Annotated in this window: 22 protein-coding genes; 14 read left to right on the top strand and 8 right to left on the bottom strand. The window is 57.1% G+C overall.

Annotated features, from left to right (window positions below; translation table 11 throughout):
- Positions 1-154 precede the first annotated feature (154 nt).
- The gene (locus J7447_RS12065; RefSeq protein ID WP_062488097.1) at positions 155-595 is read right to left on the bottom strand and encodes a BA14K family protein; all 441 of its coding nucleotides are present in this window, start codon (positions 593-595) and stop codon (positions 155-157) included.
- Between the two features lie 182 nt (positions 596-777).
- Between J7447_RS12065 and J7447_RS12060 the strand changes: the two genes are divergently transcribed.
- Both J7447_RS12060 and J7447_RS12055 read left to right on the top strand, forming a co-directional pair.
- Complete coding sequence (locus tag J7447_RS12060) at positions 778-1,542, top strand: DUF2470 domain-containing protein (protein WP_353653781.1); 765 nt, start codon at positions 778-780, stop codon at positions 1,540-1,542.
- 357 nt (positions 1,543-1,899) lie between these two features.
- Positions 1,900-2,502 (top strand): DUF1062 domain-containing protein, encoded by a 603-nt coding sequence (locus J7447_RS12055; RefSeq protein WP_286189170.1) that lies wholly within the window; start codon positions 1,900-1,902, stop codon positions 2,500-2,502.
- Positions 2,503-2,617: 115 nt separating this feature from the next.
- On the opposite strand, the gene J7447_RS12050 is transcribed toward J7447_RS12055, so the two are convergent.
- Both J7447_RS12050 and J7447_RS12045 read right to left on the bottom strand, forming a co-directional pair.
- On the bottom strand, positions 2,618-4,372 hold the full coding sequence (locus tag J7447_RS12050; protein WP_168684583.1) for a methyl-accepting chemotaxis protein: 1,755 nt from the start codon (positions 4,370-4,372) through the stop codon (positions 2,618-2,620).
- 222 nt (positions 4,373-4,594) lie between these two features.
- Complete coding sequence (locus J7447_RS12045; RefSeq protein ID WP_209169702.1) at positions 4,595-8,179, bottom strand: hydantoinase B/oxoprolinase family protein; 3,585 nt, start codon at positions 8,177-8,179, stop codon at positions 4,595-4,597.
- A 202-nt stretch (positions 8,180-8,381) separates the two neighbouring features.
- Between J7447_RS12045 and J7447_RS12040 the strand changes: the two genes are divergently transcribed.
- Positions 8,382-8,624 carry a hypothetical protein gene (locus tag J7447_RS12040; protein ID WP_062488105.1) on the top strand — a complete coding sequence of 81 codons (243 nt, stop codon included), beginning with the start codon at positions 8,382-8,384 and terminating at the stop codon, positions 8,622-8,624.
- Positions 8,625-8,626: 2 nt separating this feature from the next.
- Here J7447_RS12040 and J7447_RS12035 read toward each other — a convergent pair whose 3' ends face one another.
- On the bottom strand, positions 8,627-10,078 hold the full coding sequence (locus tag J7447_RS12035) for a glycosyltransferase family 39 protein (protein WP_209169701.1): 1,452 nt from the start codon (positions 10,076-10,078) through the stop codon (positions 8,627-8,629).
- A 223-nt stretch (positions 10,079-10,301) separates the two neighbouring features.
- Between J7447_RS12035 and J7447_RS12030 the strand changes: the two genes are divergently transcribed.
- The 7 genes from J7447_RS12030 (at position 10,302) to arsH (ending at position 15,464) form a co-directional block, all read left to right on the top strand.
- On the top strand, positions 10,302-11,297 hold the full coding sequence (locus J7447_RS12030) for a TRAP transporter substrate-binding protein (protein ID WP_055656716.1): 996 nt from the start codon (positions 10,302-10,304) through the stop codon (positions 11,295-11,297).
- A gap of 75 nt (positions 11,298-11,372) precedes the next feature.
- The gene (locus tag J7447_RS12025; protein ID WP_031269105.1) at positions 11,373-11,930 is read left to right on the top strand and encodes a TRAP transporter small permease; all 558 of its coding nucleotides are present in this window, start codon (positions 11,373-11,375) and stop codon (positions 11,928-11,930) included.
- Positions 11,930-13,234 (top strand): TRAP transporter large permease subunit, encoded by a 1,305-nt coding sequence (locus J7447_RS12020; RefSeq protein ID WP_209169700.1) that lies wholly within the window; start codon positions 11,930-11,932, stop codon positions 13,232-13,234. Before J7447_RS12025 ends, J7447_RS12020 begins: the two co-directional genes overlap by 1 nt.
- A gap of 106 nt (positions 13,235-13,340) precedes the next feature.
- On the top strand, positions 13,341-13,895 hold the full coding sequence (locus tag J7447_RS12015; protein WP_209169699.1) for a winged helix DNA-binding protein: 555 nt from the start codon (positions 13,341-13,343) through the stop codon (positions 13,893-13,895).
- A gap of 67 nt (positions 13,896-13,962) precedes the next feature.
- Positions 13,963-14,301: a metalloregulator ArsR/SmtB family transcription factor gene (locus J7447_RS12010; protein ID WP_023000467.1), complete on the top strand. Its 339-nt coding sequence runs from the start codon at positions 13,963-13,965 to the stop codon at positions 14,299-14,301.
- 16 nt (positions 14,302-14,317) lie between these two features.
- Positions 14,318-14,731: an arsenate reductase (glutaredoxin) gene (gene arsC / locus J7447_RS12005; protein ID WP_055655490.1), complete on the top strand. Its 414-nt coding sequence runs from the start codon at positions 14,318-14,320 to the stop codon at positions 14,729-14,731.
- Positions 14,724-15,464, top strand: a complete 741-nt coding sequence (arsH, locus tag J7447_RS12000) for an arsenical resistance protein ArsH (protein WP_187306537.1) — start codon at positions 14,724-14,726, stop codon at positions 15,462-15,464. Before arsC ends, arsH begins: the two co-directional genes overlap by 8 nt.
- A gap of 18 nt (positions 15,465-15,482) precedes the next feature.
- Here arsH and J7447_RS11995 read toward each other — a convergent pair whose 3' ends face one another.
- Complete coding sequence (locus J7447_RS11995; protein WP_209169698.1) at positions 15,483-17,687, bottom strand: bifunctional diguanylate cyclase/phosphodiesterase; 2,205 nt, start codon at positions 17,685-17,687, stop codon at positions 15,483-15,485.
- Between the two features lie 365 nt (positions 17,688-18,052).
- Here J7447_RS11995 and J7447_RS11990 point away from each other — a divergent pair, with 365 nt between their 5' ends.
- The 3 genes from J7447_RS11990 (at position 18,053) to J7447_RS11980 (ending at position 20,519) form a co-directional block, all read left to right on the top strand.
- On the top strand, positions 18,053-18,745 hold the full coding sequence (locus J7447_RS11990) for a DnaJ family molecular chaperone (RefSeq protein ID WP_023000471.1): 693 nt from the start codon (positions 18,053-18,055) through the stop codon (positions 18,743-18,745).
- On the top strand, positions 18,742-19,506 hold the full coding sequence (locus J7447_RS11985) for an N-acetylmuramoyl-L-alanine amidase (protein WP_209169697.1): 765 nt from the start codon (positions 18,742-18,744) through the stop codon (positions 19,504-19,506). Before J7447_RS11990 ends, J7447_RS11985 begins: the two co-directional genes overlap by 4 nt.
- A gap of 413 nt (positions 19,507-19,919) precedes the next feature.
- Complete coding sequence (locus J7447_RS11980; RefSeq protein WP_023000473.1) at positions 19,920-20,519, top strand: lytic transglycosylase domain-containing protein; 600 nt, start codon at positions 19,920-19,922, stop codon at positions 20,517-20,519.
- An 89-nt stretch (positions 20,520-20,608) separates the two neighbouring features.
- On the opposite strand, the gene J7447_RS11975 is transcribed toward J7447_RS11980, so the two are convergent.
- A complete protein-coding gene (locus J7447_RS11975; protein WP_209169696.1) occupies positions 20,609-21,283 on the bottom strand; it encodes a pyridoxamine 5'-phosphate oxidase family protein in 675 nt (224 codons plus the stop codon).
- A gap of 84 nt (positions 21,284-21,367) precedes the next feature.
- On the opposite strand from J7447_RS11975, the gene J7447_RS11970 reads away from it, so the two are divergent.
- Complete coding sequence (locus tag J7447_RS11970) at positions 21,368-22,840, top strand: PLP-dependent aminotransferase family protein (RefSeq protein ID WP_209169695.1); 1,473 nt, start codon at positions 21,368-21,370, stop codon at positions 22,838-22,840.
- A gap of 11 nt (positions 22,841-22,851) precedes the next feature.
- Here J7447_RS11970 and J7447_RS11965 read toward each other — a convergent pair whose 3' ends face one another.
- On the bottom strand, positions 22,852-23,502 hold the full coding sequence (locus J7447_RS11965; protein WP_023000476.1) for a 3-oxoacid CoA-transferase subunit B: 651 nt from the start codon (positions 23,500-23,502) through the stop codon (positions 22,852-22,854).
- Positions 23,502-24,155, bottom strand: a complete 654-nt coding sequence (locus tag J7447_RS11960; RefSeq protein ID WP_062488116.1) for a 3-oxoacid CoA-transferase subunit A — start codon at positions 24,153-24,155, stop codon at positions 23,502-23,504. Before J7447_RS11960 ends, J7447_RS11965 begins: the two co-directional genes overlap by 1 nt.
- Positions 24,156-24,185 lie beyond the last annotated feature (30 nt).

The raw sequence follows: 24,185 nt of genomic DNA, 5'->3' as shown, positions 1-24,185 counted from the left end.
GAACGAAACAACCTGGTTGCACTTGCCCACCGAGGCTGTTCAGTTCCCTTGGAGCATGACCCTTCTGAAAAGAATGACAACAAACGGGTGACCGGTTCGGCCGGTCGGTCGTTTGTTGCCACGAGTTCTTCAGTACCACCAGGCGGGCGCAAGCTTATTGGCAGAAACGCTGTTCACCCTGGTAGGTGGTATAGGTACCGGTCGACGGGTTGAACGACCGGTATTTCGAAGAGCAGTACTGGTACCAGGCTGGGCTCCACGGCTGATAACCGATGGCCGTGTTGACGCGACCGGGATAGGGAGCCGGCGGGTAGTGATTTACCGGCGGCGGGCCTGCGTAGCTCGGCTGGCGGGTAGCACCCAGCAGAATTGCTCCTGCAGCGAGGCCGATGACACCTGCCGCGACAGCCGCGCCAAGATTATCATTGTTTTTGTGTCGGTTATGATTTCGATTATTGTGTCTCTGGTTATGGTGGTGGCCGCCACGGTGGTCACGCCAACCGTTGCGCGAGCCGGCTTCAGCAGCCGCGAAGGTCGGCAAAAGAAGGGCGCCCGTGAGGGCGGCGGCAACAAGACGTTTGCTCATGGTCTTCATTGGTTTTCTCCAAAGGCAGGCGCTGTTCTCGATTGGCGCCGTATCTGATGGTGAGACAATCGCATAGGCGCCCTGAACCGGTTCTGAGATGTCTGTTCATCTGACGTTCAGAATTCGGGTGAAGGCGAAAACCGTGGAATGCAACTTGTCTGCGCCGACAGAAAACAGAACTTGGAGGGGCCGTGAGCCTGGAAAAAGAACCGAAATCAGTAATCCGGCCGACCGATGATCAAGCCAGAAGATTGGCCAAGGAGTTGATCAGAACCGCGAGGTTTGGTGCTTTGGCGGTGCTCGAAGCCGAAACGCGGCATCCACTTGCCAGTCGGGTTGCGGTGGCGACCGATTTGGATGGTGCACCTGTCCTCCTCACAAGTACATTGTCCGGACACACGGCGGCAATTCTGGAGAACCCTTCATGTTCGCTATTGTTGGGCGAACCTGGAAAAGGCGATCCGCTCGCTCATCCGAGAATTTCTCTTTTCTGCAAGGCAGTGAAGATATCGAGAGGAAGTTCGGATCATGAGCGGTTGCGCAACCGTTACCTCTCTCGTCATCCCAAAGCCGAACTTTATGTCGATTTCGGAGACTTTTCCTTTTTCAGGTTGGAGCTCTCCAGGGCCAGCCTGAATGGAGGCTTTGGCAAGGCTTTTGAATTGGAGGAAGAGGACTTGTTGGCAACAGTAAGTTCGCCTGATGACTGGTCTTCAATGGAAGCCGGAGCGGTTGCGCATATGAACGCAGACCATAGGGATGCGGTGAAACTTTATGCGCAGAATTTGCTGAAGGCCGGAGAGGCCAATTGGCGGCTTGCCTGTCTGGATCCCGAAGGCGTTGATCTTGTGGCTGGAGATAAGGTTGAACGTCTCTGGTTTGCAGATCCATTGGAAGATCCGTCTGAACTGAGGCCTGCACTGGCCGCTCTGGCTTTGCTGGCGCGCAACACCTGAACACAATTCAAACGACGTCTCGTCGAAACTCCAAGTTGAGCTTGCTTGTCATTTTCGTAAGCGCTATCGAGGCTCATCTGTTTCAATTTGGACGTTTGTTTTGCCAACACTCTGACCGGTCATCGATCCCGCCATGCATTCGCTCGAATGCGTCATGAACTTTGTTCGTCCTGGCGGCGGATCGGGGCCGGTGTGGCTTGGCCATGCGCATCTGATCCTGTTTCGGTTCACTGCATACATTTCGAAAAAGCTTCCAGCCAGACTGAGTGCCGATAGCTGACGCTGTCCGGCCGTCCCGACTGCCTGTGACGGACTTCCCGTGCGAGGAAGACCCACGGAATGTCGTCTATATTGAACATGGAATGGTCCGTTGTCCGTTCTCAGACACCGAGAATAAAGCGTCCCTGCCAACGATGCGGGTTTGTGAAACCTTTTGGTTCGACGGGCAAATTCCGGTTGAACGCAAATGGAAGCCAGCTTGACGCCTGGCTGATCTATCGTTGCGATGTCTGTGGAAGCAGATGGAACAGGGCCATTTTTGAACGTCGAGCCGTGAGCAGCCTTTCGGCAGAACTCATCGAAGCCTTGCAGCGGAACGATGAGGGAGTGGCGAGCACCTTCGCCTGCAACACCAAAGGGAGAGGCGGAGGCAAGGGGGGCACTGATTTCAGCCTGAAACGACGAATGGTTGCCGGCGATAGTGCAGATGCCTGCAAAGTGGCGCTGACAATCCTGAATTCGGATCACGTCCAGGTTCGTCTGGATAAGGTCCTTGCAAAAGGGCTTGGTCTCTCGCGCAACCGCGTTCTGCTTCTGGTGGAGCAAGGGTCGCTGAGATTTCCCATGAACAATGTGAAGATCTTGAAGAGACAGGTTCCCGACAAGATCTGTATCGAGCTTTACCTTGGTCCGGCAAGCGACAGATCGGTCTTTTGGAATAATCTGGTCTGCACGGATTAACCGCAGGAGCGGGAGTTAGAAACCGGATGGCTCCAGATCCCCGTGTCCGCGTTGCGGACACGGGGCAGCGGTCAGTCGTTTTGGCTAGTGTTCCGGAGAGCGTGGCGAGCAGTTGTCAAGCTGCGCGCAGGTGACCGAGAAAATCGCCCAACCCGTCGCGAATTGTCGTTATCTGGGAGGAGATGTTCTGAATGCCTCCCACGACTTCCTGCACCCTGTCGCCGGATACCTGCGCTGCCTGGTTCACTTCGGAGATATTGAAGGTAATGTCGGCACTGCCTTGCGCGACCTGATGCGCGTTTTTGGCTATTTCTGACGTAACTGCGTTTTGCTCTTCAATCGCAGAGGCAATTCCGGAAATCTGTTCGCGAATTTCCATCATGGCTTTGACAACCGTGGTAATTGCATCAGAACAGGTTGCCGCCCCGGACTGGACACCGCTCAGCTGTGAACCAATCTGATCGGTTGCCTGTCCGGTTTGCGTGGCAAGCGCCTTTACTTCAGAAGCCACGACGGCAAATCCCTTGCCTGCTTCGCCAGCTCTCGCTGCTTCGATAGTTGCGTTCAAGGCCAGCAGATTGGTCTGGGCAGCAATGTCGCTGATCAGTTTCAGGACATCCGTGATCTCCTCTGCCGATGTAGACAGTTTTCCGACTGTCTCTCCGGAAACTTCAGCCTGTTCAGATGTACGAGAGGTGGAGGAATTCGCGAGTGTAATCTGGCGGCTGATTTCGTGAATTGAACTCGCCAGTTCCTCAGACGCGGATGCAACAGATTGGACCGATGCTGTGGCCTGTTCGGCTGCAGCGGCAACCGTGTTGGACCTTTCAATGGTCTCATGACTGTTGCGCGCCAATTCGTCGGCACCGGACGCAAGTTCACTCAATGCAGAAACCGCTGTGTCGCAGCTGGTCATCAGGAGCCTTTCAAGCTCGTCGGCCAACCGCAATCTTGTATCGCGACGATCCGCTTCTGCCTGCATTTCTTCTTCGCGAGCCTGTTCCTGCAGGCGCTTCATCTCGATCGTGTTTTCACGGAAGGTTTCGAATGCGCTTGCCACCTGACCGATTTCGTCATTCGTGCGTACATTGACTTCCACATCCGTGTTGCCTCTAGCGAGCTCCAGAAGGCCTGCGGTGACCTGGTGCAAGGGACGGGAAATCAGATATCTGGCGAAAAGGACTGAGCCGACAAGGCACAAAATCAAAGTCAGCGCCGCGGTGATCGCGATTTGCTGAAAGGCCTGTTTCTCATGTTCTTCTGCAGATGACGCAGCTGTTTGCGTAAAACGCTCGATCTCGGTGAGTAGCGACACCAGTTCATTGTCGAGGCGAGTTTGTTCCTTTTCCAACTCAACGAGAAGGGTGCTCGCATCAGAGAGGTTGTTCTGTTCGATCTTCGCCAAGATACCAGCTATTTCTGCAGAATAGGTTTGGTACTCGTTCTCGATGCGTTTGAGCTGTGTGAGCGTTTGGGAAAACTCGTCCTTTTGCGTATCGGATGCCGACTTTTCCAGCGCCGAGAGGGCGAGTGCTTCCGCTTTCAGAATTTCATCGGAAACCTGTTCGTTCAGAGCGGCCAAAGTGGATTTCAAGGCAGCGGTTGATTCAGCATCTTCGCCGGAGGTCAGGCCGGATACGCGCATGATCCGTTCAATCACCGCTGCCTGCTGTAGTTGATGATTGGCAACCTGACTGATTGCTTGCGTGAGTGGAATATCCTTTTCCGCAATGTTTTGAAGTTCCTTCCCGATCATTCCCATCTGAACGATGGCAACTGCGGCCACAACAAGCAGGCCAAGACTGAGGAAGGCAACCAATGCTAGAATTTTTGCGGCAACTGAAGTTGCAATGGGATTTGATGCAAACATTTCTCAAAAGCCCGAGTTTCTCAGCGCCATAGGCAGCGCCAGAGTTGAGGTTGTGTCAGTTTAGGCGGACTCAGATTGAAAAAACGGTAAACTTTGTCCCTGAGAGAAAGAATAATTCTCGTATAGGTAGAAGTGACGATGTGCATATCTGCAGCGAGATAACAAAAAAACGGCCACCCAATCAGGTGGCCGTTCTTTTTCTTCGATCTATTGGAATTTGGATCAGGCGTGGCCCCAACCGCCCGCTGTGGGCGTGATAACGGTGACCGCTTCTCCTGCCTCAAGAACCGTCTGATCACAGCCCTCCAGTTGTTGGATCTCGCCATTCAGCCGCCGAACTTCGGTGCGGCCGAGTTCGCCGTCGCTGCCACCGTCCAATCCTTTCGGCGGAACGGTACGGTGAGACGCCAGGATCGCGCAGTCCATTTTCTCAAGGAAACGCAAGGTCCGCCTGGTGCCGTCACCCGCTGACCACTTGCCTTTGCCACCGGACCCCTTGCGGATATGGAAATCCTCCAGGAGAACCGGGAAACGGAACTCCAATACTTCCGGGTCGGTTAGCCGCGAGTTGGTCATGTGGGTGTGGACACCATCCGTACCATTGAAGCCAGGCCCTGCCGGCGAGCCGGAACAGATGGTTTCATAGTACTGATACGTGTTGTTGCCAAATGTCAGGTTGTTCATCGTTCCCTGAGCATTGGCCATGGCACCAAGAGCTGCGAAGACGGCATTGGTGACATGCTGGGACGTTTCCACGTTACCCGCCACCACCGCAGCCGGATAGGAAGGCCGCAACATGCAGTCATCCGGAATGATGATGTTGATCGGTTTAAGACAGCCGGCGTTCATCGGAATGTCGCCGTCTACCATCACCCGGAAGCAATATAGGATTGCCGCACGGGTCACAGGTTCCGGCGCATTGAAGTTGTTCGGCTTGACACCCGAGGTCCCGGTAAAGTCGACCGTTGCCTCGCGCTTTGATTTGTCGACGGTAATCTTGACCTTGATCACGGAGCCCTGGTCAGTCGGATACTCGTATTCGGAGTCCTTCAGCGCTTCGATCACGCGGCGAACGCTTTCTTCCGCGTTGTCCTGGACGTGCCCCATATAAGCCTGGACCACGTCCAGTCCGAAGTGGGTGACCATCTTCCGAAGTTCCTGGATACCCTTTTCGTTTGCGGCGATCTGTGCAGACAGATCGGCGACGTTCTGATGCGGGTTGCGGGCGGGGTAGGGATGGTTGGTCAGAAGCTCAACCAGTTCCTGTTCGCAGAAACGTCCTTCGTCGACGATCTTGAAATTGTCGAACAGAACACCTTCCTCGTCCACGTTGGTCGCGCGCGGCGTCATGGAGCCTGGGGCGGAGCCGCCGACATCAGCATGGTGGCCACGGGACGCCGACCAGAAAAGGATCTCCTTGCCTTCGTCATCGAAGACCGGCGACACAACTGTGATATCCGGTAAGTGGGTGCCACCGTTGTACGGGGCGTTCAATGCAAACACGTCGCCCGGCTTGATCTTGCCCTTGTTGAGCTTGATGACCGTTTCCACCGAACGGTCCATGGACCCCAGATGAACCGGCATGTGTGGTGCGTTGGCAACCAGGGCACCGTCTGCGTCGAAGACGGCACAAGAGAAATCAAGACGTTCCTTGATGTTGACCGAGTATGCGGTGTTCTGAAGGGTGACCCCCATCTGTTCCGCAATAGACATGAACAGGTTGTTGAACACTTCGAGCATGACCGGGTCGGCGTGCGTTCCGATGGCTTCTGCGCGTTTCAACGGCACGATACGCTTCAGGATCACGTGATCCTTTGAATTGATCTCTGCCTGCCAGCCGTCTTCAACAGCGATCGTGGCATGTGGTTCGATGATCACCGCAGGTCCGGTCACCTTCATGCCCGGTTTCAGCACTTCGCGTTTGAAAATACCGGCCTTGTGCCAGGTGCCTTCGGAGTAAATGCTTGTGGAGGTTGCCGGGGAGGGCGTCCCTGTGGCCAATGTCAGATCCGGCTCGGTGAGACCGGCGCCGCCACCGGCCGTTTCGACTTCCAGTGCTTCCACGACGACCGGCTTTTTCTCATAGGCAAAGCCGAACTGTTTCTTGTGTGCATCCTCAAAGGCTGCCCGCATTTCAGAGACGGACCCGAGGGGGACCGGTAGCGGCGTGTCGGTGCCGTCGTAACGCAAATGTGCGGTTGCGGTCGTGCGGCGCGCGGCGGCAGTGATCGACTGCCTGTCGAGTTCCGCTTCCGTCTGGCTGGCAAGCTGATCACGAAGCGCCTGCAGTTCAGGGATCAAGTCGTCCGTAAGTGTCTTGACGACGGCCTGTTGCCGGTCTGCGCGGATATCAGCCAGTCCCATGCCGTATGCCGACAGGATGCCCGAGAACGGGTGCAGAATGACGGTCTTCATGCCGAGACTGTCAGCAACGCGGCAGCCGGTCTGGCCACCAGCGCCACCGAAGCAGGTCAACGCGTATTCGGTCACGTCGTAGCCGCGTTGGACCGAAATCTTCTTGATGGCATTGGCCATGTTCTCGACGGCGATTTTCAAGAAGCCGTCTGCAACATCTTCCGGGGTGCGTCCATCGCCAATGCGCACAGCCAGATCCGTGAAACGTTTGCGAACAACGTCGCCGTCAAGCGGCTGATCCTGGTCCGGGCCAAAGATCTTCGGAAAGAATTCCGGTGCCAGTTTGCCTGTCATCAGGTTGGCATCTGTAACGGTGAGAGGCCCGCCACGTCGGTAGCAGGCCGGACCCGGATTTGCCCCGGCTGAATCGGGGCCCACCTGAAAGCGGCCGTCGGCATAATGAAGGATCGAACCGCCGCCTGCTGCAACCGTATGGATCATCATCATCGGAGCGCGCATGCGCACACCGGCGACTTCCGTTTCGAATGCGCGTTCGTAGTCGCCGTCGTAGTGACAGACGTCTGTAGACGTGCCGCCCATGTCAAAACCGATGATCTTTTCGAAACCGGCCATGCGTGAGGTTTCGACTGCGCCGACAACACCTCCGGCCGGGCCGGACAGGATTGCGTCCTTGCCCTGGAACAGATCGGCTGCGGTGAGACCTCCGGAAGACTGCATGAACATCAGCCGCGGACCTTCGCCCAGTTCTTCCTGTACCTGGTTCACATAGCGGCGCAGGATGGGTGACAGATAGGCGTCGACCACAGTGGTGTCGCCGCGTCCCACCAGCTTCATCAGCGGTGACACTTCATGGGACACCGAGATCTGCGGGAAGCCGATGTCTTCAGCAATCTTTTTGAGAAGTTGTTCATGGGCCGGATAGGCGTAAGCGTGCATCAGCACGATTGCGATGGAGCGAATGCCGTCATCCCAAGCGGCCTGCATTGCACTACGGGCCTGTCCTTCGTCCAGTGCGAGTTCCAGTTCGCCATCGGCGCGGACACGTTCGATGATCTCGTGGACGCTCTCATAGAGCAACTCAGGCTTTATGATTTCCTTGGCAAAAATATGCGGTCGAGCCTGGTAGCCGATCTCGAGCGCATCCCGAAAGCCTTTCGTGATGAACAGAGCTGTTCGCTCACCCTTGCGCTCCAGAAGTGCATTGGTGGCAACGGTCGTGCCCATCTTGACGGTCGCGATCTTGTCCGAGGGAATAGTCGCGCCTTTTTCCACACCAAGCAATTCCCGGATGCCTTGAATGGCGGCATCGCGATAGGCTTCCGGATTTTCGGAGAGCACCTTGTGCGGATGCAGCGTGCCGTCCGGTGACCTGCCGACGATGTCGGTAAAGGTGCCGCCACGGTCGATCCAGAAATCCCACTTGGCTGTCATGATCTTCCCTCTGATGCTGCCGGCTTCAAGGAACACGCGATTCCATGCCGATAATTAGCGTTTTGATAGCAAGTGAATTTATGCTGACATTTTATCGATAAAATGTCGATGAAAAAATCTGAATGGGTTGTTATTTGATCTTTTTATCGCCAGCGGTACCCCCATATGATCTTGTGGTAAAAGGGAAAACTGAAAGCTGGAGATGTCGGAAAACGATAAATCAGAAGAACGGGATCCGTTTCTGCTGCGTCTGGCGGAGGCTGTCGACTTCACAATCAGTATACTGACAGCAGACCTCTGGTTCGTTGGCGTCTTCCTGCTTGTCGCCCTGCTTCTCGGCGTTTCCCTGCTTGGGCTTTTGCTGGAAGTTGCAATTGGTGCAGGGGTACTTGCGACTGTTGCTGTCTGTTTCTGGTTGTTTTGCGACTTGCATCCAGGCGAGTGAGATTATTCGACAGGGCCTCGCTCCAAAAGTGTCAGGCCACTGGCTCCCCAGCCAAAGCGCCTGGCTGCCGGAGTGCCTTCCCGCGGGGCAAAGGCTTCTTGCGCTTTGCTTAGTTCCTCACTGCTTGTGTGGACGATCAATAGCCATCGGGCATCAGCGGTGCCCTTGTTTATTTCGGCAATTGTATCAACTGGCGTGAAGGTGTTGGGGTCGCGCAGGTAATAAGACAGGGCCGGTGCGGCAAATCCCTTGAACAGCAAGAGATGATCGCCATCGGCTTTCTGTTCCAGATAGTCCCGTGCGATCAGGCGCCATTCGGGGCGTATTCTCTCCAGCAGCGTGAATTTCAATTCGGGGAAACTCAACCATATCGCGGCAGCAAACAGTGCGATCGGTGCAACCTGTGGCGCCAGGCGCTGGGCTGTTACAGAGGCGAGCAGGACAAGCCCTGGCCATGCCGCGATCAGGTATCGATCAAAAAGGATCGGCTGCACGCTTATGGAATAGAGATAGGCCAAAAGCGGTGGCCCAACGGTGTAGGCAAAGCAAACGAGGATTGCGTCCGCACTTTGCGGTTTGCCGAAGTACCTGCCTGGCAGGTGAACGACGGTCAGGAGACTGGCGACGGCCAAACCTGCCAGCACCCAGAACAATGGCAGCGATCCGGCCATACTGAAGGCGATGTTGATGAGAAACGTCGGATCAGGATAAGCAATCCAGAAGCCTTCTTCGGCCACCGACCTTGCTCGCATCGCCAGGATGATCAACCAAGGTAAAAAGGCAAGCGCGCTCGCTGCCATCGCAAGGCAGACAAGAACCGCATTGGTGAGACTGTTGCGGCCGGATTTCAAAATGCCGGTCAATGCCAGGATGCCGCAGACCACACCAACGGATGCGAAGCCCAGAAGGGCGTAGATGTGACTGTAGAGGAACAGGGCTCCAGTCACTCCAAGCGCCACCAGCCGCCACGCCGATGGCCTTTCAAGGCTTTTCAGAACCAGAAGCAGAAAGGCGAGCCCGCATGTTGCCAGCAGGGCATACATGCGGGCTTCTGTCGAATACCAGATGTGGAACGGAGAGACGGTCAGGAGAGCGGCAGCAAGCAGGCCTGTGGTGTTTCCGGCCAGCGTCTTGCCAGTCAGAAAGATTAGCCAGACGGCAAGAACGCCCAACAGCACGGATGGCAAGCGCAATGCTGTTTCACTGTCACCTGCCAAGGGCATCGTCAGCCAGAGCAAAATATTATGCAGCGGCGGATAATTGTCAGCTGCAACGGCGGTCAACAGCTCGGCGATGGTTCCCTTGGACTGGCTCCAGCTGACGGCTTCATCGTACCAAAGGCTCGTCCTGTCCAGGTTCTGAAAGCGTAGCAAGGCCGCCACTGCCAAAATGAGCGCCAAAATCAGGCGGTTGGCGCTGTTGCCATTCAAGAGGCGTTGGTTGGTGTTTGGCACGAATTCAGGTTTCCAGGTTGTCTGGCCGGAACGCTAGCCAATCCTTTTCGCGGAGGGAAGGACGCTTTGGTTTTGAAGATGACAATCACAATTTATCGATAAATTGTTGATGTTGGTGATTTTTGAGTCTAGTGTTTGTGAAGATGTGCTCCACAAGGTGTTCGAAGAATGCACCTCGAGCAGCATCCCGACGGGTAATCCCCGCTTCCTAGAGGAGAAAATCATGCTGCAATCTCGTTCCCTGACACGTGCCGGAATCCATCTGGCTGCTGCTGCCGCATTCGGCCTTGCGGGTTTCACCGCTGCTTCCGCTGAGACCAAGTGGGACATGCCGACACCTTATGGTGACAGCAACTTTCACACACAGAACATTGCTGCCTTCGCTGAAGAAGTGAAGGAAAAGACTGACGGCTCGCTGGTCATCCAGATCCACTCTGCGGGGTCGCTGTTCAAGCATCCGGAAATCAAGAACTCGGTCCGCAAGGGGCTTGCCCCGATCGGCGAAATTCTGGTGTCCCGCCTTTCCAACGAAGATGCGGTCTTCGGGGTGGATTCCGTACCTTTCCTGGCTCCGTCCTATGATCAGGCCTGGAAGCTTTACCAGGCGTCGAAGCCTGCACTGGAAGAAAAGCTCGGCGAGCAGGGACTGCAGCTGCTGTATGCCGTGCCGTGGCCGCCCCAGGGTATCTACGCCAAAAAGGAAATCACCAAGGGTGATGATCTCAAGGGTTTGAAGTTCCGTGCCTACAACACAGCGACTGAGCGCCTGGCCCAGCTGGCTGGCGCCGTGCCGACGCAGGTTGAAGTGCCGGATATTCCGACCGCCTTTTCCACCGGTCGTGTCGAAGCCATGATCACGTCACCCTCCACCGGTGCGAATTCCAAGGCTTGGGACTTCCTGAGCCACTATCATGACACCCAGGCCTGGCTGCCGAAAAACATGGTGTTCGTCAACAAGGGTGCTTTCGACGCCCTGAGCGACGACGAAAAGGCAGCTGTCCTTGAAGCCGCCGATGTTGCTGAGAAGCGCGGCTGGGAAGCTTCCAAGGTAGAAACCAAGACGCAGACCCAGGTTCTGGTCGACAACGGCATCACTGTCGTTCAGCCGAGCAGCGAGCTGATCCAGGATCTCGCAGCAATCGGCGAGACGATGGCTGCCGAATGGCAAGAGGAAGCCGGTGAAACCGGCCAAGCCGTTCTCGAAGCCTATAAAAACTAAACAGCTAAAGAAGCGCCGGACCTAACAAGTCCGGCGTTTTTTTAATATCAGCTGCACATCCGGTAGGGGAAGCCGATGCGAAAGGCTTTGAATACGCTTTATCAAGCGTCAACGGCTATGGCTGCGTGTTGTCTCGTTGTCATTGCCAGTCTCGTTGTTCTTCAGGTGTTTGGACGCATATTCGACTGGTCTCGAACGGTCTTTGGTCTTGAGCCACTCGGACTGCAGGTTCCTTCACTTGCTGAAATTGCAGGTTTTCTGCTGGTAGGGGCATCCTTTCTTGCCCTATCCGGGACGCTGCGCAACGGTGATCACATCAGGGTCGCGATCCTGCTGCAATCCGTGCCCAAAGCTGGGGCGCGTATCCTGAATGTCTGGGCGGTCGCGGTCGCTCTTGCGCTGGCGGCATTCTTCACGTGGAACGCCGGACAGCTTGCGCTCGACAGCTTCAAATTCAACGAAACCTCCTACGGCGTCATTCCGATCCCGCTCGTCTTTCCGCAGTCGGTGATGACTTTCGGACTGCTGGTGTTCTCAATCGCTTTGCTGGACGACCTGATCATGGCGCTCACTGGCAAGGCGCCGAGTTTTGAATCGGTCGTGAAGGCCGATCCGATAGAGGGGAAAGAATAATGGATCTCTCCCTTGTCGCCCTCCTGCTCGGCATTGGAATGCTGGCGGCGCTTGCAACCGGTATCTGGGTAGCTGTTGCGCTGTTTGCCGTCGCGCTTGCTGCAATGATGGTTCTTGTATCTGCGCCTGCCGGTCCCGTTCTGGCAACGACGGTTTGGGGGGCATCGAACTCCTGGGATCTGACGGCGCTACCCATGTTCATCTGGATGGGTGAAATCCTGTTCCGATCTCGACTGTCGGAGGACATGTTCGCCGGTCTTTCTCCCTGGATGCGCAATCTGCCGGGCCGGCTGCTGCATGTGAACATTCTCGGGTGCGGTATCTTTGCCGCCGTGTCGGGTTCTTCAGCTGCTACCACCGCCACCATCGGTCGTATGTCTCTACCCGAACTGAAGCAGCGCGGGTATGACGAACGCATGGCGATCGGCACACTGGCAGGGTCGGGCACACTGGGCCTGCTCATTCCGCCATCGATCATCCTGATTGTTTATGGCGCTGCGACCGAGCAGTCGATTGCCCGGTTGTTCATGGCAGGCGTTCTGCCAGGGGCAATGCTTTGCCTCCTGTTCATGGGCTATGTCGCGATCTGGGCACTGCTGAACAAGGACAAGATGCCTGCGAAGGAGGAAGTCATTCCCTTCATCGAGCGACTTCTTGCAACGCGCAGGCTGTTTCCGGTGATCGGTCTGATCGTGGGTGTGATCGGCTCGATCTATGCGGGTCTTGCGTCGCCCACAGAGGCGGCGGCCATCGGCGTCATGCTGGCCTTGCTTCTGTCCTGGGTAAGCGGAACGTTGAACCGCAAGAGCTTCGCTGAAGCGTTGATGGGCGCCACGCGGACATCCTGCATGATCGCGTTCATTCTGGCCGGCGCAGCATTCCTGACCGTTGCCATGGGGTACACCGGCATCCCGCGTGAGTTGGCTGCCTGGATCGGCTCGCTGAACCTGTCACCCTACGCGCTCCTGATTGCCCTGACGCTGTTCTTCGTGGTGCTCGGGTGTTTTCTGGATGGCATTTCGGTGGTGGTTCTGACGACCTCCGTGATCCTTCCTATGGTGGAGCAGGCAGGCCTCGATCTCATCTGGTTCGGTATTTACCTGGTGCTGGTTGTCGAAATGAGCCAGATCACGCCACCTGTCGGGTTCAATCTGTTCGTGCTGCAAGGCATGACCGGGTACAACATCTTCAGGGTTGCCCGCATGGCCTTGCCGTTCTTCCTGTTGATGATCCTGGCAATCGTCTTGATTGTGGCCTTTCCGGGCTTGGCTCTTTGGTTGCCGCAGACGATGTTGAGCAACTAGTGCATTCCTTCCCGTGAACGAACAGGGGCGGATGTACGCACACCTTTGAAACGATCAGAAAAGGGCCTTCGACCGGTTCCGGTTGGGGGCCAGCTGAAAAACCAAAATGTGCCGGAGATCAGATGTGACGGATAATCCCGACTCCAGAAGCGATGCCCCCATCGGGCCTGTTGTCTCTGCAGCGCATCTTGCCTCCGGTGCAATGCCTGCGCTTTCGGAGATCGAATTCGCGGTGACCATGATGGTCAATGCCTATCACCGATGGATGGTACGCTGTATGGCGGCCAGCGGGTCGCAGGGGCTTGGACCTCTGGATGTGCTTGTGCTTCATTCGGTCAATCACCGTGGCCGAGCCAAGACACTGTCAGACATCTGTCTTGTGCTGAACATCGAAGACACTCACACGGTTACCTATGCGCTGAAGAAGCTTGAAAAGGCTGGCCTCATTTCATCTGGCCGTCGGGGCAAGGAAAAGACCGCCGAAATCACGAATTCAGGCGAAACAGCCTGTCTTGAGTACCGGCGTCTGCGCGAGGCTCTCCTGGTCAAGCCAATGAAAGCGCTGGGCCTCGACGAAAACGAACTCTCCAAACTTGCCGCTACATTGCGACTGGTGTCCGGCAATTACGATCAGGCCGCTCGCGCCGCTGCAGCCATGTGATATCGCGCACAGGGGGACGTTCGCTTTCATTTGTTGAATATTCCAAAATTTCTTGTAGTATCGAATTATGGAAGATCAGGAAGCAGTCTCTGCGTTGGGCGCCTTGGCACAGGAAGACCGGCTGGCGGCGTTCCGGTTGCTGATGACGGTCGGGCCAGATGGCTTGCCGTCCGGCTCGGTTGCCGAGCGACTGGACATACAGCCAACCAGGATGTCGTTTCATCTGACCACGTTGGAACGGGCCGGGCTGCTGACGACCCGCCGGGAGGGCAGGCATATCCTTTATGCGGTCGACTATGACCGCATGCGGAACCTTCTGGGTTTTCTGATGGAAGACTGCTGCGGCAACGATCCCGCTGTCTGCTGTTTTCCGGCCGCAGATTTTAAGAAACCTTCGGGACTTTGACAGGACGATACCTCACATGAGCATGACGATTTATCACAACCCGAAATGCGGCACGTCCCGCAACACGCTGGAAATGATCCGTAAATCCGGCGTTGAGCCGCAGGTTATCGAATATCTGAAAACACCGCCGAGCCGCGAAGAACTCGTTGACCTCATCAAGCGCACCGGTCTTCCGGTGCGGGACATCCTTCGCCAGAAGGGAACGCCCTATGATGAATTGGGTCTCGGTGAAGACAGGTGGACGGACGACCAACTGATCGATTTCATGATGGAACATCCGATCCTGATCAACAGGCCGATCGTGGTGTCGGAAAAAGGCGTCCGCCTGTGCCGTCCCTCCGAGAAGGTGCTGGACCTGTTGCCAAAGGATATCGGGTCTTTCACCAAGGAAGACGGCGAAGTGGTTTCGTCCGGAGCGCCAGATGCCTGAGCCGAAAAGTTCGCATGCAGACTTGAAGAACGTGACGGCGGCAGACTTTCAGGAAATCGATCGGGAGAAGTTGCAGGTTCCAACGGGGCCGTCGCATCCACCGCGGATATTGCTGCTCTACGGTTCCCTGCGCGAGCGGTCCTACAGCCGCTTCCTCGTACACGAAGCACAAAGGCTGCTGCAGGCTTATGGTGCGGAGACCCGGATCTACGATCCATCAGGTCTGCCGCTTCCCGATGACAGCGGTGCCGATCATCCCAAAGTCACCGAACTGAGAAATCTATGTGCCTGGTCCGAAGGACAAGTCTGGTGCTCTCCCGAACGCCATGGCGCAATGACCGGTGTACTCAAGTCGCAGATTGACTGGATCCCGCTGAGTTTTGGCGCCATTCGGCCGACACAGGGCAAGACACTGGCCTTGATGCAGGTTTCGGGAGGTTCGCAGTCTTTCAATGCGGTCAACCAGATGCGTGTCCTCGGCCGCTGGATGCGGATGGTTACCATCCCCAATCAGTCGTCGGTGCCCAAGGCCTACCAGGAATTTGACGACGATGGCCGGATGAAACCATCGGCCCTTTACGACCGGGTGGTCGATGTCATGGAAGAGCTCGTCAAGTTCACGCTGCTGGTTCGTGGCCGATCGGACTATCTCGTCGATCGTTACTCCGAACGAAAGGCAGACCGCGAACGGCAGTCGGCCGCTCAGGATGCCGCAGCCGGGGTCAGCCTCTGAAAACCTGCAATCGCGGTTTCAGCCTGCAGTCTGCAAGGGAACCTGCTCAATCTGCGGCGTCGGGTCTTCGCTTTCCCCTCCAATAGCCGGTTGCGGGGCTGCGGGCCTCACGCTCTTGGCAAGTTTGGGGGCAAGGCGAATGCGCGGTGGCACCTGGGCCGATGTCGCTTGTTGCTGCATTCGGGGGAACCAGCGTCTACCGGCTGGGCTGAGTGGAAACACCGGATACGCGGCCTCGTGTTTTGCAACCGTATCAGGCTTGCCGAACAGGAAACCCTGGACGAGATCGCATCCGGCTGCGCTCAGCAAAATGGCCTGTTCCTCGGTTTCGACACCTTCCGCGGTAATCGTAACATCCAGCGAGCGGCCGAGGCCCACGATCGACGTCACGATGGCGTCGGTACTGGCATCCTTGCCGAGGTTCTGGATGAAGGCCTTGTCGATCTTGATCTTGTCGAAGGGAAACAGGCTCAGGTAGCTCAGAGATGAATAGCCGGTTCCGAAATCGTCCATGGCGATAGAAACACCCATGTCGCGGATCTGCTGAAGTGTCTCGATGACTGCGTCCGTGTTCGAAATCAGCAGGCTCTCGGTGATTTCAATTTCAAGCCGCTTGGGGTCTAGACGGGAATTCTGAAGCGCCTGGGCAACGCGTTTCTGGGTTTCGCCGGCAATGAACTGAGCGGGAGAAACATTGACTGCGACCTTGCGCGAGCGGTCCTGCCATAACGCTGCTTCGCGGCAGGCGTGGTTGAGGACCCATGTTCCGATTTCCTCGATAAGGCCCGTGTCTTCTGCAATCGGGATGAAATCGTCCGGCCGGATGATACCCTTGGTGGGATGGTCCCAGCGGATCAGAGCCTCATAGCCTTTCAGTGTTCCGTCCTTCAGCGCATATTGCGGCTGATAGAGCAACTTGAACTGGTTGAACTTGAGCGCTTTGGCGAGTCCTTCTTCCACTTCCTTGCGTTTCTGCGCCTCTGCATCAAGGCTTTGTGTGTACCACGAGAAGGTGGAACGCCCGCTGTGTTTGGCCCGATATAGAGCAAGGTCCGCGCAATGAAGCAAACGAGAGGAGCGCCAGGAGCCGTCGGTTGCCCTTGCAAGACCAATGGACAGCGAAATCCTGATGTCCTTGCCGTCGATCGTGCAGGGAGCTTCGGTTGCGGCAATCATGTCCGTTGCAAGTCGGGTCATGCGGGCGGGGTCGGACAAGGATGTCAGCATGACAGCAAATTCATCGCCTGAAAGGCGGGCGACCAGGTGGTTTCCGAAAACCGCCTTCAGGCGCTCCCCCACGATCTGAAGAAAAACGTCGCCGATGCCATGACCATAGGTGTCGTTGATTTCCTTGAACTTGTCGACGTCGATCAGCATGACGCCGATATTGGAAGCCTTGGCCTGTGCAAGGCGCAGCGCCTCGGTCAGGCGCGCGTTGAAGACGGCTCGGTTCGGCAAACCTGTCAGCGTGTCGTGATGCGCCAGATACTGAATGTCTCTGCTGGTCTGGAGCTGGTCATAGAAGCGCAGCCAGAGGAGAATACCAGCAAACATGAAGGAGGCCAGGCAAAGACCGCCAATCGCGGCACTGATCAACCAGATCAGCGGCGTGAGGCCGTTCAGGATTTCCGACTGGGTCACCAACAGCAAGAGCCCCGGAAAGTCCGGGGAGGCTCCTTCGGGACGGTAGGCAATCAGTGCATTCGCCCCAAACGTTCCGTGCCACGACATGTCCGGGATGGCAACGAGCGGGCTGTTGCCGTTCAGAGCGGCCTTGGCCTGCGAGATCGTATTGCTGGTACGAAGCCGCCCTTCACTATGCCAGTGAATTTGCACCGGTGAGGGGCGCTGGAGGCTGGATCCGGTTGGCGCAGGGAAGATCGCGACCGCGTCCAGTACCTTGGATGTGTCAGGAGCCTGGCCGGCATTGCGTTGCAATTCGCCAACCAGGTCGTTCGACCTGCGGCTGTCGGCAGAAGCCTCTTCAGTCAGCCGCAATGCGGACATGTCGGCTGCCGGTTCGGTTTCGATCCGGCTCGCCAATGCCTGCAGGATCGAGTTGAAAGTCTTTTCCTGCGGCAGGAAAGCTTGCTCAAGACCCCGGACGACCAACCAGTGCGTTAGAAGACGATTGCTCGCGTAGACACCCAGCGCCAGCGTCAGCACCAGCGACATGGAAATGAAAAAAATGACAATGTTGCTTCTTCCCAGGGGGATTGCCATCCGGCGAGGAACCATCTTGCGAACACGAGTCGCGAAAGGCTAAGCGTAATTCCTTTAACCATCATGAATCACAAGGTTGCTCAAACCCAAGGGAAACCCGCGGAAAATGGAGGGGTAGGCCTGGCTGTCCGCAATCTGCGGAGCTGCGTTGCAGTGGTCCATTCGAAGGTCCAAAACATTCGCGCTCGGGAACTCGGTTTCGCTTGTCCAGGGGCGCGACCAGCTGAAGCACCAATGGGGACAGGCGAGCGTTGATCTGGTCAAATCCGGCCCATGCCGATAAGAGTCTGCAACGCATCGATTCATGCGGTTCACGGCAAGCTTTCCTGCCTGCCTTTTCCCACCGGCCCAGCGGGAGCTGAAGTGTGAGTGTCTGGAGTAGCCTCGGCGCTATTGTAAGTTCGATCGGAACAGGAGGGGCGCAGATCGTCGACCGCCTGGTCCAGCTCGTGCTTGCGCGGCCGGAGGGGACCAACAGTGTCGGCTTCACCGTTGCGATGATTGCGCTGTCGGCCAAGATGGCCAAGGCCGATGGTGTGGTGACCACCGATGAAATTATCGCTTTCCGCGAACTTTTCGATGTACCGCCCAACGAAGAACGCAATGTCGCCCGCCTGTTCAATCTGGCGCAGGAAGACATTGCCGGCTTCGAGGTCTATGCCAAGAAACTGGCGGATCTGTTCCCTTACGACCGCAAGACGTTGCTCGACATTCTGGATGGGCTTTTTCACATTGCGAAAGCTGACGGCGTCGTCCACGAAAGCGAAATAGGCTACCTTTCCAGAGTGGCGGAGGTCTTCGGGATCGATGACCGGGAGTTTTCCAGGATACTCGCCAGACATGTGCGCAATGATGGCAACCCCTACGAGGTGCTGGGTTTGGGACCGGAAGCAAGTGACGGGGAACTCAAGTCCCATTACCGCCGCGAGGTCCAGGAAACGCATCCCGACCGGCTGATCGCAAGAGGCGTTCCGGAGGAGTTCGTCAGGATTGCGAATGATCGTCTTGCGGCGCTGAACGAAGCCTGGGCGAAGATCTGCGCGGAAAGAGGCATATGAGCGTTGCGACTGATACCGGTGTGAAGGCCAGGGTCCATCCGTCTCCCAACCACGGACAGCGGGCGCAGGGAGCCCCTGTGGATATGGTCGTGCTCCATTATACCGGCATGCCGACCGGCGAAGACGCCTTGCAGCGCCTATGTGATCCTCGTTCGGAAGTCTCCGCCCACTATGTCGTCAACGAGGATGGCAGCATCCTGCAATGCGTGCCTGAATCCCGCAGGGCCTGGCATGCGGGGCGCAGCTTCTGGAAAGGCGAGACCGACATCAATTCCCGATCGATCGGCGTCGAGATCGTCAATCCGGGGCATGAGCACGGCTATCAACCGTTTCCGGAGCCACAGATCGAAGCCGTTGTCGCGCTCGTTGGCGATATCTGTGCCCGTCACGGGATCCATCCGTGGATGGTCCTGGCGCATTCGGATATTGCTCCTGCCCGGAAGGAAGACCCGGGTGAACTGTTCCCATGGGATCGCCTGTCAGAAGCCGGCATCGGTTTATATGTAAAACCGTTTCCACTCGGGGCGGGTCTGTTGATGCAGGAGGGCGATAGCGGCCAGCCTGTTGAAGCGGTGCAGTCGATGCTCGCACTCTATGGCTACGAGCTGGACATCACCGGGGACTTCGACTTGAAGACACGCCAGGTGGTTGCCGCGTTTCAACGCCATTTCCGACCAGAGAAGGTTGACGGTGTCGTCGATCAATCGACCATCGAAACGTTGCATGCGCTGCTGCGCAAGCTGCCTTCCCTGTCAGCCTGATCGAACGGTCGGTTTGGTTTTCTTGTGCGGTTACGAGTTCGGACCAACGAATTAAACGCGCAGTCAACAAAATTAGTTCCCGCAACGCAGCATTTTTAGGCGCCTCTGCGCCACAAGTGGTCACAGAATTTCTTCTGATGGCCCATCCATTGCCGAATTGCTTGCTAATTTTGGCCACAAACTACAGAAAATGACTAAGAACAGCATTAAATTCCTGTAATTTTATGTAATAATTTGAAATAATTCGTGATGTATTAGCGCCCATTTTCGTCCAATAGCTCCGGCATTTCTCCCGCCTGATTTCAACGCAACGAAAACCAAAAGGGCTGGACTGAATGTTACGGTCATTCAAGACACTTACTGGGGCGCTGTGCCTTTTCGCCTATGCAACCACTCTTGCAGCACCGGCTGCAATGGCTAAAGGTACGGGTTCCGGGTCGGAGCCGATCCTCCATATCATCGACCCGGACAAGAAGAGCGAACCTGCCGAAGCCAAGCCGTCGGTCGGCTCTGGTTCCAAACCGATCCTGCACATCATTGAATCGAGCAAGCAGGAAACGCAGGAAAAACCTGCCAAGAAGACAAGAACTGCAAGCCTGACGCGCAAGGTGTCCCCGAAGCGGACGGCTGTTGTCAGCAACGACAAATACGCCAAGCTCATCCGTAAGGCCGCCGCCAAACATGGTGTGCCGGTCAAGATCGCCAAGGCAGTGGTCCAGGTGGAGAGCAACTTCAATCCGCGTGCACGCGGCAGCGCCGGTGAAGTCGGTCTGATGCAGATCAAGCCGGCAACCGCACGTGGCATCGGCTACCGCGGGTCGACCAAGGCGCTCTATGACCCCGAAACCAATCTGGAATGGGGCATGAAGTACCTTGCCGGCGCGCACAAGAAGGCGGGCGGCGACGTTTGTGGCACCATCTTGCGCTACAATGCCGGCCATTTCGCTAAGCGGATGAACCCGGTCAGCAAGCGCTACTGTTCCAAGGTCAAGCAGATCCTGGCCTCCAGCTAAAAGCAGCAGGGCGGTCAGCCGTGGGCAAACTGAAAACCCCGCCGGGATTTCCGGCAGGGTTTTCTGTTTGTGTGCTGAAGGCTGTCAGCTTATGCGAACTTCCTACGGGCGGCTGGAACCGAGGCGGGAACCGGCGTTTCGGCAGGCACATCAGGTGCCGATAGAGGCTGGCCGAGTGCGGTCACCACAGGCACCACACCAGCCCATATATCGGTCCCGAGATCTTCCTTGTCGTCCACCGGTCCGCCTGTGCGGACCTTCGTGCTGACATGGTCGATATCCATGCCAAGCACACCGGTTGCCTTGTGTTCCTTCGGCATCATTTCGCGGCATTCATCCCAGCGGCCAGGCAGAAGATGGTCGGTGATAGCGGCCAGGGCCTCGATCTGTTCCTGTTCGCTTTCGACAAGCCTCGCCGTGCCATGCACGATCGCGCAGCGATAGTTCATGGAATGATGGAAAGCGGAACGCGCGACCACCAGACCATCTACTAGTGTCACGGTAAGGCTCGCCGGTACGCCTTCCGCGTTTGACTTGATGATGCGGGTGGTGCTCGCTCCATGAATATAGATGCGGTCGTCGATCCGGGCATATGCCATCGGGATCACCATCGGTCGGTCTTCGTGAATGAAGCCGCAATGGGCGACAAGGCCCGCATCCAGGATGTCGTAGGCAACGGTCCTGTCGTATCCGCCGCGGTTCATCTGGCGGATCTTGGCATAACGGGGCAGATCCGCTGCCTGGCGTTTCTCCAGAGTGGACATGGTCTCGTCTCCAATTGACTGTTTGTCTTGTGTTGTGCTGTTTGTCCGATAAATTGGCTCCAAAGAAGGTCCGGTTTTTGGAAAATGACAGAACCAGTTTTTCCTGAAGGCATCCTGTCTCTTGAGCGGTCGGCTGACGTGCCATTGGCGGAACAGATCTATCGCGGCTTTCGTGACGCCGTGCGCACAGGCTTGCTGCGGTCGGGAACAAAGTTGCCATCCACGCGGCGGTTGGCGGCGTCGCTCAACGTTGGACGCAACACCGTCAACACGGCTTATGACCTTCTGCAAGCCGAAGGTGTGATCACCGTGCGCACCGGCGCTGCTCCCCGCATTACCGAAGGGCTGGTGCTGGAAGGTGTGCAGGCGCAGCGCAAGGCGGAAGCATTCGGGCTGAAGCTGTCGCAACGAGGCAGGACATTGAGTGCCAACTTGCGCGGCGAGGGGTGGGCCTATCGCCAGGGAGGCTTGCAACCGGGTGCACCGGCGCTTGATCTGTTTCCCTACGAGGAATGGGCAAGATCACTGCGCAGGGCCGCCCGGCTCGAGCGCAGCGCGGATCTCCACTATCAGAATTTTGCCGGTCTTGAGGTGCTCAAGCGGCAGATCGCTCGGCACCTTGCGGCCGAACGCGGGGTTCGGGCTGACCCTCATCGGATTCTTGTCACCAGTTCAACACAGGCCAGCCTGACGATGCTCAGCCAGGTGCTCACTGATCCGGGTGACGACGTCTGGCTGGAAGAACCCGGCTACCTCGGTGCGCGGACGGCCTTTTCCGGGGGAGGTCTGACGATCCGGCCGCTGCCAACCGACGGCGAGGGCGCAGACGCGTCGAAGATGGCTCATCTGGATCAGCCACCGAAGCTGATCTACGTCACACCGTCCCATCACTATCCCCTTGGAGCACGCATGCCCTTGGCGAGGCGTCTGATGCTTCTTGATGTTGCCCGTACCTGCGGCGCGGTGATCCTGGAAGACGACTATGACAGCGAGTTCCTGTTCGAGGGCCGGCCTGTGGCTGCGCTGCACGGATTGGCGGATGAGGGACAGGTTGTCTACATGGGAACGTTCGCGAAGAGCCTGCTCCCCGGGCTCCGGGTTGCCTATTGCGTCGTACCAGAGGTTCTTGTGGCCCCGCTCACCCAAACCATGCGCAATATCGGCTGTTCTGCCAATGTTCAGGCCCAGGCTGCACTCGCCCACTTCATGGATTGCGGGGCCTATCAGAAGCACCTGAAACAGATCCGTCCGGTCTATCTCGAGCGGGGGACGATGCTCGCCGGCGCGTTACGGCAGAGGCTGGGCAATCGTGTGGAAGTTGCGCCTCTTACAGGCAATGTGCAGTTGACGGTCATGTTCCGGGAGCCCGTCAACGATATTGCCCTTGCAGTCGCCATGCAGGACCACGGCTTTGCCGTTTCACCGCTCAGCAATTGTTATCTAGCCGCAGGAGGGCGGCCGGGGCTTATTGTCGGCTTTGCCGGTGCAAATGCACGGCAGATCGAGGAGGGCGTGGACGCCCTTGCCGGTTTGCTTGGTACTGGACACGCGCATTGACCAGTCTTCCTTCAAAGCCGCATGGTCGGGACGTCCCCGTGAACGATCAGCGAGGCTTCTGTTGCGGAGATGACATCATCGACACTCAGGCCGGGGCCCGTTTCTCGCAGGACGAGGCCGTCGTCCGTCGGTTCGATCACGGCCATTTCCGTCACGATCAGGCTGACACGACGGCGAGCTGTCAGGGGAAGTGTGCATTCCTTCAGGATCTTGGGGTGGCCCTTGGCCGTGTGAACCATTGCGACGATCACCTGTTTGGCGCCGGCCACAAGATCCATTGCACCGCCCATGCCCGGAACCATCTTGCCCGGGATCATCCAGTTCGCGAGATAGCCACGTTCGTCCACCTGCAAGCCGCCGAGAACGGTCATGTCCAGATGGCCGCCGCGGATCAGGCCGAAGCTCATGGCGCTGTCGATGGAGGCAGCTCCCGGAACGGCGGTCACGAAACCGCCGCCGGCATCGGTGAGGTCGGGGTCTTCCATCCCTTCCGGCGGGCGGGCGCCCAGGCCGATCACACCGTTTTCGGCCTGAAAGAAGACATGCACTTCCTTCGGCAGGTAGTTGGCCACCAGTGACGGCAGGCCGATGCCGAGATTGACCAGCGTACCGGCCTTGATTTCCTGTGCCACGCGCCGGGCGATGATTTCCTTGTCGTCCATCAGGCGGCCCTTTCCAGAAGATGATCGACGAGAATGCCGGGTGTTTTCACGCTGTCTGGCGAAATCACACCCACGGGTACGATCGTGTGCGGTTCCGCGATAACGGTCTTGCCCGCCAGAGCCATGATCGGGTTGAAATTGTGGGCGGTGAGGGAATACTCCAGATTGCCGACGTAGTCCGCCCGGTAGGCGGCCAGAAGGGCAAAATCGCCATGGATGGGAGTTTCCAGAAGATAGTCCTTGCCGTCTACGGTGATCTTCTGCTTGCCTTCCTCGACGAGCGTGCCAATGCCGGTCGGGGTCAGGATGCCACCCAGACCGACGCCGGCCGCCCGGATGCGTTCGACCAGCGTCCCCTGCGGAACCAGTTCGACATCAATCTCGCCGGATATCATCTTCTGCTGGGTTTCCGGGTTGAGGCCGATGTGAGAAGCGATCACCCTTGAAACCGAACCTGCGCTGACGAGCTTGCCGATGCCGCGACCCGGCATGGCCGTGTCATTGGCCACAATCGTCAGGTTTCTGGTGCCTTTCGCCACTATGGCGTCAATCAACCGGTGGGGCGAACCCACCCCCATGAAACCTCCCACCAGCAGGGTGGCTCCGTCTGGAATGAGGTCCGCAGCTTCCTGCGTCTTGATCGCGTGTTTCACGAAAACGTCCCCCGGAATGAAATCCTAAGG

The sequence above is a fragment of the Labrenzia sp. R5_0 genome (assembly GCF_017743835.1).
Taxonomy (GTDB): domain Bacteria; phylum Pseudomonadota; class Alphaproteobacteria; order Rhizobiales; family Stappiaceae; genus Roseibium; species Roseibium algicola.
Note: the sequence above shows the minus strand (reverse complement) of the source record. Positions and strands in the feature narration are given on the sequence as shown.

Excerpts from the sequence above, each read along its gene's own strand:
- J7447_RS12055 (WP_286189170.1), top strand. The coding sequence starts at position 1,900 with ATGGAATGGTCCGTTGTCCGTTCTCAGACACCGAGAATAAAGCGTCCC.
- arsH (WP_187306537.1), top strand. The coding sequence starts at position 14,724 with ATGCCTGAGCCGAAAAGTTCGCATGCAGACTTGAAGAACGTGACGGCG.
- J7447_RS12065 (WP_062488097.1), bottom strand. The coding sequence starts at position 595 with ATGAAGACCATGAGCAAACGTCTTGTTGCCGCCGCCCTCACGGGCGCC.
- J7447_RS11965 (WP_023000476.1), bottom strand. The coding sequence starts at position 23,502 with ATGGACGACAAGGAAATCATCGCCCGGCGCGTGGCACAGGAAATCAAG.
- J7447_RS12045 (WP_209169702.1), bottom strand. The coding sequence starts at position 8,179 with ATGACAGCCAAGTGGGATTTCTGGATCGACCGTGGCGGCACCTTTACC.
- arsC (WP_055655490.1), top strand. The coding sequence starts at position 14,318 with ATGAGCATGACGATTTATCACAACCCGAAATGCGGCACGTCCCGCAAC.
- J7447_RS11975 (WP_209169696.1), bottom strand. The coding sequence starts at position 21,283 with ATGTCCACTCTGGAGAAACGCCAGGCAGCGGATCTGCCCCGTTATGCC.
- J7447_RS12025 (WP_031269105.1), top strand. The coding sequence starts at position 11,373 with ATGCGAAAGGCTTTGAATACGCTTTATCAAGCGTCAACGGCTATGGCT.
- J7447_RS12050 (WP_168684583.1), bottom strand. The coding sequence starts at position 4,372 with ATGTTTGCATCAAATCCCATTGCAACTTCAGTTGCCGCAAAAATTCTA.
- J7447_RS11970 (WP_209169695.1), top strand. The coding sequence starts at position 21,368 with ATGACAGAACCAGTTTTTCCTGAAGGCATCCTGTCTCTTGAGCGGTCG.
- J7447_RS11980 (WP_023000473.1), top strand. The coding sequence starts at position 19,920 with ATGGCTAAAGGTACGGGTTCCGGGTCGGAGCCGATCCTCCATATCATC.
- J7447_RS12015 (WP_209169699.1), top strand. The coding sequence starts at position 13,341 with ATGTGCCGGAGATCAGATGTGACGGATAATCCCGACTCCAGAAGCGAT.
- J7447_RS12040 (WP_062488105.1), top strand. The coding sequence starts at position 8,382 with ATGTCGGAAAACGATAAATCAGAAGAACGGGATCCGTTTCTGCTGCGT.
- J7447_RS11995 (WP_209169698.1), bottom strand. The coding sequence starts at position 17,687 with ATGGCAATCCCCCTGGGAAGAAGCAACATTGTCATTTTTTTCATTTCC.
- J7447_RS11985 (WP_209169697.1), top strand. The coding sequence starts at position 18,742 with ATGAGCGTTGCGACTGATACCGGTGTGAAGGCCAGGGTCCATCCGTCT.
- J7447_RS12030 (WP_055656716.1), top strand. The coding sequence starts at position 10,302 with ATGCTGCAATCTCGTTCCCTGACACGTGCCGGAATCCATCTGGCTGCT.
- J7447_RS12010 (WP_023000467.1), top strand. The coding sequence starts at position 13,963 with ATGGAAGATCAGGAAGCAGTCTCTGCGTTGGGCGCCTTGGCACAGGAA.
- J7447_RS12020 (WP_209169700.1), top strand. The coding sequence starts at position 11,930 with ATGGATCTCTCCCTTGTCGCCCTCCTGCTCGGCATTGGAATGCTGGCG.